Genomic DNA, 13,790 nt, shown 5'->3' with positions numbered 1-13,790 from the left:
TGGTCAAGGCCTGACTGGCGCGCTAGGTCTTGATGAGCAGAAAACTGGAGCTGAGAATGAGCATGCCGACCCCAATCCAATTCCTGGAAACCGATCTTGACGCGATGGCTGAGGCAAATGGCCGTCTGGTGGTCATGGTGACACCGGATGGCAAGCTCGATCAGGCGGCGCGTCGGGCCAATCGGCTCTCTAAGGGGGCGGTCGCGCGTTTTGTCGAGAGTGACGGGTTCGACAAGGTCAAATCCGGGCAGGTCGTATCGCTTGGCTGGCCCGCGGGCATGGCGGCCGAAGCGCTGGATATCCTGATCATCGCGCGTAACGCGGGAGCGGTAGAAATCCGTAAGGCCGGGGCTAAGCTTGCAAAGCTAAAAGGCGACAAGCCGCTCAACGTCATGGCGGGCAACCTAAAGGGCGCCGCTGAACTGGCGCTTGGGATCGCGCTGCGCGATTACAGCTTTAACAATCACAAGACTTCGGAGAAGGCTGACGCCGAGGCCGGCGACGTGACGATCTACCACAACGTGCCGGAAGATATTCAGGCTGTCGCCAAGCCCTTGCTGGCGGTTGCCGAAGGCGCGCATTTCACCCGTGATCTGGTCAATGAACCGGCCAACGTGCTGACCACCACCGAATTCGCGAACCGGCTGGAAGAAATGAAGTCGCTGGGACTCAAGATCGAGGTTCTGGAGGAGAAGGATCTCGAGAAACTCGGGATGCGGACATTGCTGAGCGTCGGGCAGGGGTCGGACAGCCCCTCCAAGGTCGTTGTTATGGAGTGGAATGGCGGTGAAAAGGGGGCGGCGCCGCTCGCGCTGGTCGGGAAGGGTGTCGTGTTCGACACCGGTGGCATTTCGCTGAAACCTGCGGGCGGCATGGAAGATATGACGATGGATATGGGCGGCGCTGGCGTCGTTTCCGGCGTCATGCGGACACTGGCGCTGCGCGGGGCCAAGGCGAACGTGGTTGGTCTGGTCGGGCTTGTGGAAAACATGCCCTCCGGCAACGCGACACGTCCGGGCGATGTGGTTAAATCCATGAAGGGCGATACCGTCGAAATCATCAATACCGATGCGGAAGGGCGGCTCGTCCTTTGTGATGTGATGTGGTACGCGCAGGATCGGTTCAAGCCGGCTGGTATGATCGATCTGGCCACGCTGACCGGCGCGATCATCGTTGGTCTCGGCCACGATAATGCCGGGGTGTTTTCGAATGACGATCGGCTTTGCAATGCCTTCCTGAAAGCAGCCGAAGCCGAAGGCGAGGGCGCGTGGCGGATGCCGCTGGGACAGGGCTATGACGACCTTTTGAAATCGCGGATTGCCGATATGAAAAACGTGGGCGGCAGGCCGGGTGGTTCGATCACTGCGGCTCAGTTTCTCAAGCGGTTCGTCAAGGATGAAACTCCTTGGATTCATTTGGACATTGCCGGGGTTGCCTCGCTCAAGTCCGAATCCGATTACGCGCCCAAGGGTGCGACGGGCTGGGGGGTTGCCGCGCTGAACCGTCTGGTTTCGGATATGTTCGAAAGCTAATCGATGGGCGCTGCCTATTTCTATCACCTGACCCGTGCGCCGCTTGAGCACACGCTGCCTGTGTTGCTTGGCAAGGCGCGCGGGGCAGGGTGGCGTGTTGCGGTGCGCGGGGTGGAAGCGGCGCGTATGGCCTATCTGGATGACCGCCTTTGGCATGGGCCCGAGACGGATTTCATGGCGCACGGTCTGGCTGGGGGTTCCCATGATGCGGATCAGCCGATCCTTTTGACAACATCTGAGCTCGGCAACGACCCGGCATGTCTGATGGCGGTGGACGGCGCCCCGGTTTCGCCGGACGAGGTGCGCAAGATGGAACGGGTCTGCATCCTGTTCGATGGGAACGATCCCGAAGCGGTGCAGGTGGCGCGGGGTCAGTGGAAACACCTGACCTCGGAGGGGTGCAGCGCGCAATACTGGTCCGAGGCCGCGGGTCACTGGGAAAAGAAGGCGGAATCGAACTGAGCCTTTGTTTCGGTGGTTTACCGCGTCAGGACCATCTCGCCGCCAGAGATTTCGATCTTTTGAAACCTGTGTAGATAAGTCATTCCAAGCAGGGATGTCTCCATCTCGCCATCGTTGATCGAGGCGCTGATATTCCTGTCGATGAAGGGGCCGATGGCAACTGTTTCGATCGTGACCGGTGCAACGCGAACCACCCCGTTTGCCGTTTGAGCGCGACGGTAAAAGGGCGCGTTTTCAATATCGATACCTGCTGTTTCAGCGTCCTGCCGCGTCAGCACCATGTCACTGGCGCCTGTATCTACAACGAACCGGACCGGTTCGCCATTGACTTCGAGCGTCAGGTAATAATGGCCGTCCGGCGCACGCGGGGAAGTGATTTCGCCAGTTTGGCTGCTGACGTTCTGACGGAATGTCCCGCTGCGTTCGATATCTTTCCAGAGGCCGAATCCCGCGACCACACCAACAAAGAGCAGCGCCCAGACAACGACCTGCTGAAGGATACGGTTCAGCGACTGACGGCTGCCCCGGAACATCCAGAACAGGATCACGGCGCCCAAAAGGCTCAGGAAAACTAGCCTTGCTATCTGGTCGGGGGTCACAGCTCACCTGCTCAAGTTCAGTTCAGACAGATATAGGTCGGACCAAACGTGTTTCTAGGCGGCGAAGCCAAAGGCGCGCAGCCCGTCGAGCACGAATTGCACCGACAGCGCAGCAAGCAACATGCCGAGAAGCCGCGTCACCACGGTAATACCGACGCGGCCAAGTGCGCGTTCGAGAAGGCCGCTGACGAGAAAAAGAAGGAACGCGATGAAAATCACGCAGATCGTTACGGCGATTGCAAGTAAAGGCCCCTCAATACCTTCACGCTGGCCCGCCAGCAGGATGATCGAAGCGATGGCACCCGGGCCGCTGATGAGGGGGATGGCGAGTGGGAAGACAGACGGATCTTCGAGGTCTTCATCGGTCTTATCCTCGCGGCGTCTTGTCCGCCGTTCGAACAGCATGTCGAGCGCCGTCAGAAAAAGCAGCACACCACCGGCGACGCGGAAGGCTGGCATGGAAATGCCGATGAAGCCGAGGAGCTGCTCTCCGATCAGTGCGAAAAGGGAAAGGATCACGGCTGCAATGACACAGGCCCGTATCCCGATGGAACGGCGCGCACGATCGCTCATCCCTTGCGTCAGAGCGACGAAAAGGGGCGCGAGGCCAAGGGGGTCGATCACCACGAACATCGTGACGAAGGCCGTGATAAGAAACGCGGTATCCAAGAAAGCTTGCCGTGCCAGATGAAGAGACAGTTGGCGGGAAACTAGGTTCCCGAGCAATCATTGTCGAGGATCAAGGCGAAATCAGGCGTGATCGGGTTTGGGACGCGGGATCAGGGGGAACAGCATTGTTGCGACAGTTCCACTTCCTACGGTGCTTTGCAGGTCAAGGCCGCCACCGCATTGCCGACAGAAACCGGACGCGACCGAAAGCCCAAGCCCGTCCCCCTTGCCGACGGGTTTGGTGGTAAAGAAAGGCTCGGTCGCCTGACGCAGCACCTCTTCGGACATGCCCTTGCCATCGTCCGCGATGCTGACCGCTACATAGTTTCCGTCCGCCAGTGTCTCGCTGCCGCCAAAGCCTGTGACCTCTTTGCCGATCAGGTGCACGACATGAGTGGCGATTGCGACGACGCCACCTTCGGGCATGGCATCGCAGGCGTTGTTGAACAGGTTGACAAAGCATTGGTTGAAATGCGCTTCGTCAATGCGGACATGGGCACCGGGAGATTCCAGATCGGTTTCAAGAATGACGTTGGAAACCCTAAGAATGTAAAGGGTCGTCAGAAACGACCCCACCAATTTGTCGATTTCCACGAGATGCGCATCGAGGCGCGACTTACGCCCGTAGGCCAATAATTGTCGAGTGACGTGGACGGCGTGGTTGGAAGCGTTAATCGCTTGTTTCAATTCACTTCGTTGTCGCGAATCCAGGTCGGACGTCTCGATCAATTCGAGATTTCCGAGAATGACGGTCATCGTATTATTGAAATCATGTGCTACACCACCAACAAGCTGGCTTAACGCCGTCATTTTCTGTGCGCGCGCAACTGCGCTATCGGTGACGACTTTCTTGCGCTCGTTGGCCAATACCTGTTTCTCGGCGGCCGCGGCACGCTTTTCCAGGGTATTGACCCGATCAGCAAAATAGATGCTGGCCGCGGCGGTGAAGAGGATCATGAAAAAAGCGAGCCCGGCCAGTTTCAGGTTGAGGGAAATGCTGGAATTCAGCCCAATGGCAAGTGCTGCCCCGCAAAAGACCAAAGGTAGGATAACCAGCACCGGAAGAATCCGGCGCAGCATTTCGCTGCCGCGTTCGGGTGACAGCAGGATTGCCAGCCATCCGAATTTCTTGAACTTCAGCAGATGTGCGACGAGCAAAAGCTCGAAGCTGATGGCGGTATGGATTGCCATACTGGTGAAATTTTCATCCGAGAACAGTAGAGTAGCGTTGAATAGATAGCCGAGCAGAGGCAAGGAGCAGATGCAAATCCCGATGGAGAGCAGTGAAAATTTCAAGCGCCGCACCCACTGTAGCTCGACCGTGGACAAGAGCAGACAGGTGGCGACGGTGCCGCTGCAGATTAGGGTAAATACAGACATCTCGTCGTCGGATAGCATGTCCGAATGCAGCAGAGGCATCAGACGGGACTGCGCCATGAGAAGGTAGATCGCAGCGGCACAGATCAGCGAGTTTGCCCGTATAGCCTGACCGGCTGGGGTAAAGGAATTGCCAAAGACGCCTATGGCGCCGAACAGAATCGCAAGGGCAGTCTCGGGAACCATTGCGGGATATTCAGGAAGAACGCGAACCAGAGAACCCACCCCCAGCCCCCAGCCAAGGACGAGGTTCATTAAGGCAATTGCACCTGCGATAACTGCAAGCGTCTTGGATAAATGAGTTGTGACCAGTGATTCCCAGGCAAATCGGTTCTTTAAGACTGTATTAATATACATCAGCCACCAAGGGGATGTTTTCCCCTTACTCCACCGTTTCTAGCCACCCATTGATGGGTGCATATTAATAGTTAACGAACTATTAACAACACGGTCGGGGAATATTAATGCCCTTAGCGTCTTGAGAAGAGTCAATTAGTTGGTCTAATCATTGATTCAATTGATTTATTTCGCCTGCGCGGCTTCGAGTTTTTCGAGCGCCGTCATCCAGAGCGTTTCCGCCCGTTCAAGTCCTTCCATGACCTCGGCGTATTTCTTTTGCCACACTTCCATTTCGCCACGCTTGGACGTTTCATAGAGTTCCGGGTCGGCGAGTTTCTTGGCAAGCCGGTCTCGCATTTCGTTAAGCTTGGCTACGCGTTCCTCGCCTTTGCGAACGTCGCTACGCATGGATTGGATCGCCTCGCGAGACGTTTTTTCTTGTTCGGGTTTTTCCTGCTTCGCGGATTTCTTCACCGGTTTGTCGCGCGATAGCAGAAGGGTACGATACCCTTCGAGGTCATCCTCGTAGGGTTTCACCGTTCCATCCGACACCAGCCAGAGCCGGTCGGCCACCAGTGACAGTAGGTGCATGTCGTGGCTTACGAGAATGACGGCGCCGCTGTAATTGGTCAGTGCCTCGACCAATGCCTCGCGGGATTCGATGTCGAGGTGGTTGGTCGGTTCGTCGAGGATCAGCATATGCGGTGCATCGATCGTCGCGATCAGCAGGGAAAGCCGGGCCTTCTGTCCGCCCGAGAGCCTGCCGACGAGCGTGTCGGCCTGATCGGCGGTTAGGCCGAAACCCGCAAGGCGGGCACGCCAGCGGCCGGGCCCTTCGGAAGGACGCAGGCGGCGCAGATGGTCCAGCGGGGTTTCATCGACGTGCAGCTCGTCTACCTGATGCTGAGCGAAATAACCGATGCGCAGCTTGGTGGAACGGGTCATCGTGCCAGCTTGCACCGCAAGGCGGTCTGCCAGCATCTTGGACAGGGTCGATTTGCCCTGACCGTTCTTGCCGAGGAGCGCGATGCGATCATCCTGATCGATGCGCAGGTTCAGGCGGCTCAGAACCGTGCTGTCGCCGTAGCCGGTACTGCCGTTTTCGATATTGATAATCGGTGGCGAAAGCTCGTCAGGTTGAGGGAAGGTGAACACGAGCTTGGCGGCCTCTTCGGGGGCCGTGATCATGTCCATCTTCTCGATCATCTTGATGCGGGCCTGCGCCTGCTTTGCCTTGGACGCCTTGGCTTTAAAGCGGTCAACGAATTTCTGCAGGTGATCCTTACGGGCCTGCTGTTTCTTGGCCATCGAAGCCTGTACCGCGCGCTGTTCTGCCCGCTGGCGGACGAACTGGTCATAGGGACCGGTCCAGTAGGTCAGCTTGCGATCTTCAAGGTGCAAGATTCCGTTCACGGCGCGGTTCAGCAGGCCGCGGTCGTGGCTGATGATGATGACCGTATGGGGATAGCGGCTTAGGTAGTTTTCGAGCCAGAGCGCCCCTTCGAGATCCAGATAGTTGGTCGGTTCATCGAGAAGCAAAAGATCGGGCTGGGCGAACAGTACGCCGGCCAGCGCCACACGCATCCGCCAGCCACCGGAATAGGCCGAGCAGGGGCGAAGCTGGTCTTCGTCGTCAAAACCGAGCCCTTTCAGGATCGAGGCCGCACGCGACTCGGCAGACCACGCGTCAATATCCACCAGACGTGTCTGGATCTCGGCGATACGCGTTCCGTCGGTCGCGGTTTCCGCCTCTGCCATCAGCGCCGCGCGCTCGGTATCGGCGGCAAGCACCGTATCGATAAGCGATACCTCGGAAGAGGGAACCTCTTGGGCGATCCCGCCAATGCGCGCTTTGAGCGGCAGTGAAATGGATCCCCCTTCCAGTGCCAGTTCATTGCGGATCAGGCGAAAGAGCGTGGTCTTTCCGGTGCCATTGCGACCGACAAGGCCAACCTTGTGTCCTTCGGGAATGATGGCACTGGCCCCGTCGAACAGGGGGCGGCCTTCCACGGCATAGGTGATATCGTTGATACTAAGCATGCGCGGCGCTTTAGCAGAGGCTTTGGCGCGGTGAAAGCGGAGTCATGCGTTTGACAGGTGGCTTAGAGACGATTGCAGATCGCTGACGCGATTGCGCCTGTTTCTAGACCTTTCCAAGAGAATTGAGCCGTGTTAGTCGGGCGCCGACGCAAATTCAGCCTGGGCGCAACGCCGGGGCCGCAGCTATGGAGACGCCACGATGGCATTGGAACGCACTTTCTCGATCATCAAGCCCGACGCAACCCGCCGTAACCTGACCGGCAAGATTAATGCCAAGTTCGAAGAGGCAGGTCTGCGAATCGTCGCGCAAAAGCGCATTCACATGACGGCTGCTCAGGCTGGCGTGTTCTACGCGGTTCATGCGGAACGCCCGTTCTATCAGGAACTGTGCGAATTTATGTCTTCCGAGCCGGTTGTCGTTCAGGTTCTCGAAGGCGAAGACGCAATCACCAAGAACCGCGAAATTATGGGCGCTACCAACCCGGCCGATGCGGCTCCGGGTACAATCCGCGCGGAATTCGCTGAGAGCGTTGGCGAAAACTCGGTTCACGGTTCCGATGCGCCGGAAACTGCCGCCGTCGAAATCGCATACTTCTTCTCGGGTCTCGAACTGGTCGGCTGATCAGACGAAATTGGATCTTTTCGAAGGCGTGCCTGCGGGCGCGCCTTTTTTCTTGCCGTATCGCTGTGATAAATTGGTCTGTTCAGCGTTACGCTGTTCAAGATGACTTCGGATTAGTGCCACGTTGCGCCTGTTGGCTTTGAAACCGACGTCGAACAGGTCGCCGACCAGTGGTACCGCGCCGATCACCCAGTCAATTGCAGTATTGACCCCCATACGGAACTTCGTGCTGGTGGGTACGCCCATACGGTGGCCGCGGTAGACGATATATGCCGCAGGAAGAAGAGCCGCCGTATCGCCAACGCCGGGGATAAGGCCGAGAATGGAATCCAGACCCACACGCGTATTGATAACGGGAAGCCTGAAAAACGTGTCCATACGGTGTGCAATGCGTTCAAGCTTTTCCAGTTCGATGAAATCCGGATGCAGGACACCGGCGCCCGGGGCGTGATTAGCGCCGGTTCGGTTTTCTTCCTTTGAGAATCCTTGTTGCATCGTCGTAAACTCCGTTATCTATGATCAGACAACGTGCTGGTCGCGGGCCCGGTTCCGATCCGGGGGATTCCCCAAGTTGTTTGTCAGTTGCATTCTTCAGGTCCTGTTCATGGTTTTTGTCTTTTACGCATCAATAATCTCGCAAGTTTCCGGCTGGGAGATATAGGCGTGAGCAGCGTTCAGGCAACGCCGGTCAGCAAAGAACCTTTCAACGCCTGGCTTCACTACCAGCACTGGGCCGATCCGGTTCTGACCTTTGGTTTTCCGCAGGATGGCACGCACTTTCCCGGCTTTCCGGTGAACCAGCTGCGGGCCCTTTCCGACAGCCAGCAAGATGCCGTGCGTGGGATATTCGCAGATATCTCCAGCTTTACCTTGCTCGGGTTCGAAGAAAGCAAAGCGCCGACCCTCCGCTACATAACCGATCGCAAGGCTTATGGCGCCAGCGCGTTCTTTCCATCGGCCGACGGTTCCGGTGGCGACGCGTTTTTTGGTCCCAACACTGATGACCCCACTCCGGGAAACGAATCTTATCTCTATTTCATACATGAGATCGGCCATACGCTTGGGCTGGAGCACGGCCATATCTACAAGCGCTTTTCCCGCTCGGATTATAACTCGCAAGAGTTCTCGATTATGACCTATGCCGATTATGTCGGGGATACGGATATTTCGTCCTACGACAGCGGCAATATCGACTGGGCGCAAAGTTATATGCAGTTCGACATTGCGGCTTTGCAGTTCCTCTATGGTGCGAATTACGCTGAAAGCGGATTTGGGTGGAGCGGGGATACGACCTATGGTTTTGACCCGCAGACGGGTGAAATGTCGATCAACCATAACGGGCAGGGCGATGTCGCCGGCAACCGGATCTTTCGCACGATCTGGGATGGTGACGGGAATGACACCTACGATCTTGGAAATTATGCCACCAACCTGTCTCTGGACCTGAGACCGGGAAAGTTCTCGACTTTTTCACCCGCGCAACTGGCTGATCTGAATCGCTTTGACGACGATCCGGCCTTTATGGCCCGGGGAAATCTTGCCAACGCCAGACTGATCGATGGCGATGAACGTGCCCTGATCGAAAATGCGTTGGGCGGGACCGGAAACGATCGGATCCGCGGCAATGATGCTGACAATATGCTGTCAGGAAACGAGGGGAACGACAGGATCTTCGGCGGTAAGGGCGAGGATCTCCTTTTTGGGGAGAATGGTCGCGACCGGCTCAAGGGGAACGGCGGCCGGGATGAGCTTTGCGGCGGTATGGGCGACGACCGCTTGAAGGGAGGCAAAGGCGCTGACGTTCTGAATGGCGACGATGGTGATGATTTGCTATTCGGTGGGCGCGGACGAGATACCATCAACGGAGGCGCGGGCTCAAATCACCTGACCGGCGGTGGTGGGCGCGATACCTTTGTCTTTGATGCGATTGGGCGTGGTGGCGAGAATACGATCCGCGATTTCACCACAGGCAAGGACAAGATCGATTTGACCGGTGTTTCTGAGTTTGATCTGGAATTGAAACTGAACGGCACTTTCGCCGTCTCCATGGCAACTGTCATCTCAGTCCAAGAGACAGACGGGACCCTGATCGAAGTCGATCGGGACGGAGACGAGCATTCGGACCTGTCGATCTTTCTTTCTCAGGTCTTTGAGCTGCGCGAAGGCGATTTCCTGCTTTAAGTTCAGGCTGCTGGTCACTCGTTGACACCCTGACGCCGGTGCAGGATGATCTGCACGGGAGGATCGAATGACAACGAATACGATGAGCGATGGCAAGGCAATTGCCACAAGCTTCGACCTTGCATCGCCGCCGCCGGGCTTTGTCGACGATCCCTTTGAGATCTACGACGCGCTGCTTGCCCATGCCCCGGTTTTACGTCAACCGGATGGCTCGGTGCTCCTTTCGCGCCATGCGGATCTTGAACGGATCTACAAGGACACGAGCCTGTATTCCTCCGATAAGAAAGTTGCTTTCGCTCCGAAATTCGGTTCGGATTCCGCCCTGTACGAACACCACACGACATCGCTCGTATTCTCGGATCCGCCCTTGCACACGCGGGTTCGGCGGATCATGACGTCTGCTTTGACACCGCGTGCGTTGCAGCGGATGGAACCCGGTCTGATCGATACGGTGGATGTGCTTTTGGATGAGATGTCCGGGGATGCAGAAACCGACATTATCGAAGATTTTGCCTCGGCCATTCCAATCCAGATCATCGGTAACCTGCTGGACGTGCCGACGTCGGAACGCGGCCCCCTGCGCGATTGGTCGCTGGCCATCCTCGGCGCGCTTGAACCCTCACTGTCCAAGGGGCAGCTCGATCTGGGAAATCGCGCGGTTACCGAATTCAAAAGCTATCTTGAGGACCTGATCGCGTGTCGCAGGCGCTCTCCGGGCGATCCGGAAACTGACGTGCTGACGCGCCTGATCAACGGTGACGGAGCCGATGGCAAGTTGAGCGAGACGGAGCTTATCCAGAACTGCATCTTCATTCTGAACGCGGGGCATGAGACGACGACAAACCTGATCGGGAACGGTCTGGCGATTCTGAATGACTATCCTGATCAACGACGAAAGCTTCTGAAGGAACCGGACCTGATTGCGCCGGCTATCGAGGAATTCCTGCGGTTTCGCTCGCCTAACCAGCTTGGCAACCGGGAAACCACCGCAGAGGTCGAGATCGGTGGCTTGACGATTTCGCCCGGTACGAACCTTCACCTGTGTATCGGGGCTGCCAACCGCGACCCTCAAGTCTTCGAAAATCCGCAAGCGCCGGACATTACCCGCAAACCAAACCGCCATCTTGCCTTTGCCGGCGGGCCGCACGTCTGTGTCGGCCTGACACTTGCACGGATGGAGGGCCGCATTGCGATTTCGCGGTTTCTGAGCCGTTATCCGGAGTACCGAATTTTGAAGGGACGGGTGGGAGGCGGCAGAATGCGTTTTCGTGGGTATGCCCGCCTGCCTGTTGCTCTCAGCTGAGAACGGGGAGGCCGAGCATATTGGGCGAGGCACCGGGTCAGCAGATTGCATCGCCGGTTCAAGTCATCTTCACCTCTGGACGGTATGGACGCGTAGTAACGGCCAGTTGAGCCTTTGCAATTTGAAGACAGCAGACATCAGCGCTTCTTATGCCACCTTGAATCTTGCCTCAAATGATTGTGGCCTCATCGAAAGCCGACGGGACATTTCCAAGTTTTTTTTTGAACATCGCCATGCAACGAGCGGAAGAAATCGAAAATCTCAAGCTGTTGGAAAATGGATCTGGAAAGGACCGCAAACGAGCTGTCTCGATCGCCAAACAGGGACGCAATGCCCTAATAACTAATTCGGAACACTCGGAAAGGTTCGACCCAGTTGCGCATCGGCAAATGCGAACCTATGAGCGAAGAGCCCAAATGCAGTGAGACAATTTTGACCAAGTATCCCGATCTTTTCATCCTTCGGCACGGAGAAACGGAATGGAATCTTGCGGGGCGAATGCAAGGGCATCTGGATAGCCCGCTGACCGTACTTGGACGTGAACAAGCCCGGAAGCAGGGGCGGTTGCTCTCGCAGGTGGTGACCGACGCATGCGCATGGTTTTCATCTCCGCAAGGTCGCGCATTCAATACTGCTCAGATCGCTGCGCAAAATGGCCAGTACATTCAACAGGATATCCGTTTGAAAGAGATAGAGATGGGGGACTGGACGGGGATGACCCGGCAAGAAATCGGACAGGTGCGACCGGATCTTTTCGAAGAAGGAGCCGCCCCTCTGTCTTACTATGGGCAAGCGCCGGCAAGCGAGAGCATCAATGCCGTCGCCGAGCGTGCGCGTGATTTCCTGTCGTCGCTCACGACACCTGCGGTGATTGTCACCCACGGTATCACGAGCCGGGTTCTCCGCTGTGTCGCGCTGGATCTGGATCCTTCATGTTTTGCCCAACTGAACGGCGGGCAGGGGATCGTCTATGCGATCCGCAACGGCGAATACGGTGCTCTGGATGATGACGGATGGCGAAGCGAGGCTTTTCCCTAGTTTTGACGGGAAATCCTCTTGCGCAGTTGCGCAACCTCCGTTAAGTCCGCGTCGCACGGGTGATTAGCTCAGTTGGTAGAGCGCTTCGTTTACACCGAAGATGTCGGGAGTTCGAGTCTCTCATCACCCACCATAATTCCTTGGTATAACAAATTTTCCGCGGTGCGTTTCGCCGTCTGTTTCCCAAATTCGGCAAGAAGCAGCACTGATTCAGTGTTCATCTGTTCTGCACTCGCGTGTCTGGCGTCGCTTTTTGACACGCACCCGCGCATGAATGGGACCGCCGGGAGGCGCTCTCCAGTGACGTCATCAACCAGGTTGAACAACCGGAACCGCCGGCCATTCGTGAACTGGTTATGGTCGAAATCCAACGAAGTGCACGCATTAGGCCGTGTCTTTACCAAGCAAGGCGAAACCTTGGGCTTGAAAACTGGTCCAAAAAGTAAAGCCGGACAACGCCCATCGCAATCCCGGCGGATTAATCCGACACTTTTTTCACATATTGAGATTTCAAGCTCATCTGACCAATTCCCGGAACCTTGCAATCTATGTCGTGATCGCCATCGACCAATCTAATGCCGCGAACCTTTGTTCCAACCTTAACCACCGACGAAGAACCTTTGACTTTCAAGTCTTTGATCACGGTGACTGTGTCGCCGTCCACAAGCACATTCCCGACGCTATCGCGAACCTCTGGCGCTATGTCGGCTCGCTCATCCGGTACCCATTCGTATCCGCATTCTGGGCAAATCAATAAGGCATCGACCTGATAGACGAAAGTCGAGGAGCATTCGGGGCAGGGTGGTAATGTATTGGTCATGATGTTGGCCAATAGACTGATGGCAGTCTGGAGAACAGCAGAAACTCTCCTTCATCAGGAGCTTAAGACCCAGACTTGCCTTTTATCCCGCCTGAAACCCGAAAAGGCTTCAAGGCCTCGAATAGGTAGCGACATAGCTTCTTGATGAGTGTCAACGATGGTTTCGGCTGCCGTACTGACGTGCCTACCGTCCTGACGCGCTTACCGTCCTTAAAACAGGTTGCTCTGTGAAATTCACTGCAACGGTTTGCATTTTCAGCGAACGTTTTTGCATAAGCCGTCGATTAGCCGGAGTTCCCGTAATGCGATGCTTTGCTCTGCTCGGTCTTCCTGCAATACTTGTTGCTTGCACAGAAGCCGAAACTACAGCCTTGATCGAAGATCCCTCGGCCTTTTCCTGCCGAGAACGCGCCGTTGCCACAATGTCTGTAGGATTCGAAGAGGCGGTAGCCCGTCCAGCCAACACGGACATCTTTGGTACTCAGAATTATGAGGTGGACGCAGACGGCTTGCGATTCCGTTGTACCTTGAATTCTGACGGCGGTATTATTGGATTTAGGCGCGTGTAACGCTGCTCCCGAAGCCGTGTGACGGCGTAATGGAGTGACCTGCTCCCCTGAAAAGTCCGCATTTTGAGGTTAGCCTGTTCTCCAAACGAGGAGACAGACGATGCGGAAGAGCCGTTTCAGCGAAGAGCAGATCATTGGCATCCTGAAGGAGCACCAAGCGGGCATAGGCGCCAAGGAGCTCTGCCGGAAGCACGGGATCAGCGATGGCACGTTCTACAAGTGGCGCTCGAAGTATGGCG

General features: G+C 56.5%; 13 protein-coding genes and 1 tRNA gene. 8 read left to right on the top strand and 6 right to left on the bottom strand.

Going from position 1 to position 13,790, the window contains the following annotated elements:
• Positions 1 to 56: 56 nt before the first annotated feature.
• The gene (locus ACU0FH_RS00770; RefSeq protein ID WP_446192924.1) at positions 57 to 1,532 is read left to right on the top strand and encodes a leucyl aminopeptidase; all 1,476 of its coding nucleotides are present in this window, start codon (positions 57 to 59) and stop codon (positions 1,530 to 1,532) included.
• A gap of 3 nt (positions 1,533 to 1,535) precedes the next feature.
• Positions 1,536 to 1,994 carry a DNA polymerase III subunit chi gene (locus ACU0FH_RS00765; protein ID WP_446192923.1) on the top strand — a complete coding sequence of 153 codons (459 nt, stop codon included), beginning with the start codon at positions 1,536 to 1,538 and terminating at the stop codon, positions 1,992 to 1,994.
• A gap of 17 nt (positions 1,995 to 2,011) precedes the next feature.
• On the opposite strand, the gene ACU0FH_RS00760 is transcribed toward ACU0FH_RS00765, so the two are convergent.
• The 4 genes from ACU0FH_RS00760 to ACU0FH_RS00745 all read right to left on the bottom strand — a co-directional run bounded on the left by ACU0FH_RS00760 (position 2,012) and on the right by ACU0FH_RS00745 (position 7,018).
• Positions 2,012 to 2,593 (bottom strand): retropepsin-like aspartic protease family protein, encoded by a 582-nt coding sequence (locus ACU0FH_RS00760; protein WP_446192922.1) that lies wholly within the window; start codon positions 2,591 to 2,593, stop codon positions 2,012 to 2,014.
• 54 nt (positions 2,594 to 2,647) lie between these two features.
• Positions 2,648 to 3,262: a MarC family protein gene (locus tag ACU0FH_RS00755; protein ID WP_238370680.1), complete on the bottom strand. Its 615-nt coding sequence runs from the start codon at positions 3,260 to 3,262 to the stop codon at positions 2,648 to 2,650.
• An 81-nt stretch (positions 3,263 to 3,343) separates the two neighbouring features.
• The gene (locus tag ACU0FH_RS00750; protein ID WP_446192921.1) at positions 3,344 to 4,996 is read right to left on the bottom strand and encodes a sensor histidine kinase; all 1,653 of its coding nucleotides are present in this window, start codon (positions 4,994 to 4,996) and stop codon (positions 3,344 to 3,346) included.
• A gap of 165 nt (positions 4,997 to 5,161) precedes the next feature.
• Positions 5,162 to 7,018 (bottom strand): ABC-F family ATP-binding cassette domain-containing protein, encoded by a 1,857-nt coding sequence (locus ACU0FH_RS00745; protein ID WP_446192920.1) that lies wholly within the window; start codon positions 7,016 to 7,018, stop codon positions 5,162 to 5,164.
• Between the two features lie 199 nt (positions 7,019 to 7,217).
• On the opposite strand from ACU0FH_RS00745, the gene ndk reads away from it, so the two are divergent.
• On the top strand, positions 7,218 to 7,640 hold the full coding sequence (gene ndk, locus ACU0FH_RS00740) for a nucleoside-diphosphate kinase (protein WP_238370683.1): 423 nt from the start codon (positions 7,218 to 7,220) through the stop codon (positions 7,638 to 7,640).
• Here ndk and ACU0FH_RS00735 read toward each other — a convergent pair whose 3' ends face one another.
• A complete protein-coding gene (locus ACU0FH_RS00735) occupies positions 7,641 to 8,135 on the bottom strand; it encodes a DUF4112 domain-containing protein (RefSeq protein WP_446192919.1) in 495 nt (164 codons plus the stop codon). It lies immediately after the preceding gene.
• Positions 8,136 to 8,303: 168 nt separating this feature from the next.
• On the opposite strand from ACU0FH_RS00735, the gene ACU0FH_RS00730 reads away from it, so the two are divergent.
• The 4 genes from ACU0FH_RS00730 (at position 8,304) to ACU0FH_RS00715 (ending at position 12,295) form a co-directional block, all read left to right on the top strand.
• Complete coding sequence (locus tag ACU0FH_RS00730; protein WP_446192918.1) at positions 8,304 to 9,821, top strand: M10 family metallopeptidase C-terminal domain-containing protein; 1,518 nt, start codon at positions 8,304 to 8,306, stop codon at positions 9,819 to 9,821.
• Positions 9,822 to 9,888: 67 nt separating this feature from the next.
• The gene (locus ACU0FH_RS00725; protein WP_446192917.1) at positions 9,889 to 11,124 is read left to right on the top strand and encodes a cytochrome P450; all 1,236 of its coding nucleotides are present in this window, start codon (positions 9,889 to 9,891) and stop codon (positions 11,122 to 11,124) included.
• A 432-nt stretch (positions 11,125 to 11,556) separates the two neighbouring features.
• Complete coding sequence (locus ACU0FH_RS00720; RefSeq protein ID WP_446192916.1) at positions 11,557 to 12,162, top strand: histidine phosphatase family protein; 606 nt, start codon at positions 11,557 to 11,559, stop codon at positions 12,160 to 12,162.
• A gap of 57 nt (positions 12,163 to 12,219) precedes the next feature.
• A tRNA-Val gene (locus ACU0FH_RS00715) sits at positions 12,220 to 12,295 on the top strand.
• Positions 12,296 to 12,640: 345 nt separating this feature from the next.
• Here ACU0FH_RS00715 and ACU0FH_RS00710 read toward each other — a convergent pair.
• A complete protein-coding gene (locus ACU0FH_RS00710) occupies positions 12,641 to 12,982 on the bottom strand; it encodes a zinc ribbon domain-containing protein YjdM (RefSeq protein WP_446192915.1) in 342 nt (113 codons plus the stop codon).
• Between the two features lie 669 nt (positions 12,983 to 13,651).
• Here ACU0FH_RS00710 and ACU0FH_RS00705 point away from each other — a divergent pair.
• Positions 13,652 to 13,790: transposase (locus ACU0FH_RS00705; protein WP_446193062.1), on the top strand; the 139-nt coding region annotated here is incomplete at its 3' end.

Source organism: Heliomarina sp. (assembly GCF_052826185.1).
The sequence above is the reverse complement of the archived record's forward strand: the minus strand, read 5'-3'. Positions and strand labels throughout refer to the sequence as shown.